Below are 2,709 nucleotides of genomic sequence, written 5' to 3'. Positions count from 1 at the left end.
CGGGGGCGCGGTATTCTTATGGAAGATGTGCAGTCACTCGTGGAGCCGTGCATTGGTTTGCCGGTACCGCAATGAGGAGGGATAGATGAATAAGCAGCAGCTCGCTTCGAAGATTTGGGAATCCGCCAATAAGATGCGTTCCAAGATCGAAGCGAACGAATACAAGGATTACATTCTTGGCTTCATCTTCTACAAATTCCTTTCGGAAACCGAACTGATGCGCTTGAGAGCCAGCGACTTCACTGAGAACGACCTTCCGCAGCTCACGGAGGACAATCCGGACATTGTGGAATTCGTGCAGGGTGAGTGCGGCTACTTCATCGCCTATGACAACCTGTTTTCCACATGGATTAAACAAGGTAACGATTTCGAGATTTCCAACGTACGTGATGCGCTTTCGGCGTTCTCCCGCAACATCAATCCGGCGCACAAGAAAGTATTCGACGGTATTTTCGACACTCTACAGACCGGGCTTTCCAAGCTCGGTACCGATGCAAGAAGCCAGTCCAAGGCCGCGAGAGATTTGATTTACCTCATTAAAGACATTCCGATGGATGGTCGTCAGGATTATGACGTTCTTGGCTTCATCTACGAATATCTCATCAGCAATTTCGCCGCCAATGCGGGGAAGAAGGCCGGCGAATTCTACACACCTTCTGAGGTTTCCCAGCTGATGAGCGAAATCGTCGCCTGGCATTTGCAGGGGCGCGAGCAGATCAAGATCTACGACCCGACATCCGGCTCTGGTTCCTTACTGATTCATATTGGCCAAGCTGTGGCTCGACGAAACGGCAATCCGGATTCCATCATGTATTACGCGCAGGAGCTCAAGGAGAACACTTACAACCTCACGCGTATGAATCTGGTGATGCGTGGTATTCTTCCCGACAACATCGTTGCCCGCAACGGCGACACCTTGGAGGACGATTGGCCATGGTTCGACACGTTGGAGAACAAGGAGGAAACGTACAATCCGCTGTTCGTGGATGCGGTGGTCTCCAATCCACCCTATTCGCAGAATTGGGATTCCGCTGACAAGGAGATCGATCCGCGTTTCAGCTATGGCATAGCCCCGAAGTCCAAGGCAGATTATGCTTTCCTGCTCCACGACTTGTACCATCTGCGTGCCGATGGCATTATGACCATCGTTCTGCCGCATGGGGTGCTGTTCCGCGGCGGCGAGGAAGGTCAGATTCGTAAGAATCTGATCGAGAACCGTCATATTCAGGCGATTATTGGTCTACCTGCGAATATTTTCTTTGGTACGGGTATCCCCACCATCGTGATGGTGTTGCGCAAAAAACGCGATGATGACAGGGTGCTCATCGTTGATGCGTCGAAGCATTTCATCAAGGACGGCAAGAACAACAAGCTACAGGCTTCTGATATCAAACGCATTGTCGATGTGGTGTCGAACAATCGCACGGTACCCAAGTTCAGCCGTCTGGTGTCCATCGATGAGATTCGTGCCAACGATTACAACCTCAACATTCCGCGTTATGTCGATTCATCCGAGGATGCGGAAACGTGGGATGTGTACGCTTCGATGTTTGGTGGCGTTCCGAAGAACGAGGTTGAGCAGTTCAAGGAATATTGGAACGCTTGGCCGAGTTTGAAGGCTGAACTGTTCCGTGATAATGGTGCCTGCTATGCCTGCGATCACGATGATATCGCCACTGTGGTGCGCAACAATGCCGACGTACAGGCGTTCATTGCCTCGTATGGGCAAGCCATTTCCGGCCTGCCTGCTGACCTGCGCTCCCGTTTGGTGGAGCATCCCGAACAAGTGGATGCGCTCGCCCAGGAAACGGCCATCGGTAAGGAACTGGATGCGATGATTGCCGGAACCCCACTGGTTGACCCGTATGATGCCTATCAGAATCTTGATGATGCGTGGAACGGCATTTCCATTGATTTGGAAGTGTTAGGTTCCGAGGGCTTCGATGTGGTAAGAGTCGTGGATCCGAACATGGTCGTCAAGAAGAAGGCCGGCAAGGATGTGGAAGTGCAGGATGGCTGGATTGGCCGCGTTCTGCCGTTCGACCTGGTTCAGCGCGAGCTGTTGCACGATGATTTGGCCGCAATCGAGACGGACGAACGCCGTGTGCAGGACATCGATTCTGAGATTGAAACCATATTGGAAGGTTTCGATGAGGATGACAAGCAGAACAGCGATGCAATCAACCAGGATGGTGACGCCTTCGTGGCCGCCGAGCTGAAGAAGGCGGTCAAGGCGGTCGGCAAGAATCCGGCTTCCGATTTCGAGCGTGGCTTGGTGCAGGCCCAGAAGCTGTTTGATGAGACGAAGAAGCTGAAATCTGGTATCAAGACCAAGCGAAACATGTTGGAGGAGAAGACCCGCAACACGATTAAGGCGTTGAGTGATGACGAAGCCAGAGGGTTGCTGGAAGCCAAGTGGATTACGCCGCTGCAGAAGCAGTTGGAAGCATTGCCGAATGCCGTGATCGACGAGCTCATTGGCAAAGTGAACGCGTTGAAGAACAAGTACGCCACCACATATGCCGATGTATGCGGCCAAATCGATGAAGCGGAGAAGGAATTGGCCGGAATGCTTGGCGATTTGACCGGCAATGCTCGCGATCTGGCGGGCTTGGAAGAGCTCAAAGCACTGCTCGGGGGTGAATGATATGGCCGAACAGCATGGAAAAGCGTTGGTTCCGCAGATTCGTTTCGCTGGTTTCGCTGACC

General features: G+C 52.6%; 1 protein-coding gene. It reads left to right on the top strand.

Translation table 11 applies throughout. The features are described 5' to 3' along the window. Positions 1-85: 85 nt before the first annotated feature. On the top strand, positions 86-2,647 hold the full coding sequence (locus WMO36_RS08305; protein WP_349077277.1) for a type I restriction-modification system subunit M: 2,562 nt from the start codon (positions 86-88) through the stop codon (positions 2,645-2,647). Positions 2,648-2,709: the final 62 nt, after the last annotated feature.

Origin of the sequence: Bifidobacterium hominis (genome assembly GCF_040095915.1) — a bacterium.
GTDB lineage: Bacteria > Actinomycetota > Actinomycetes > Actinomycetales > Bifidobacteriaceae > Bifidobacterium > Bifidobacterium hominis.
This window is presented reverse-complemented; position numbering and strand designations above follow the sequence as displayed.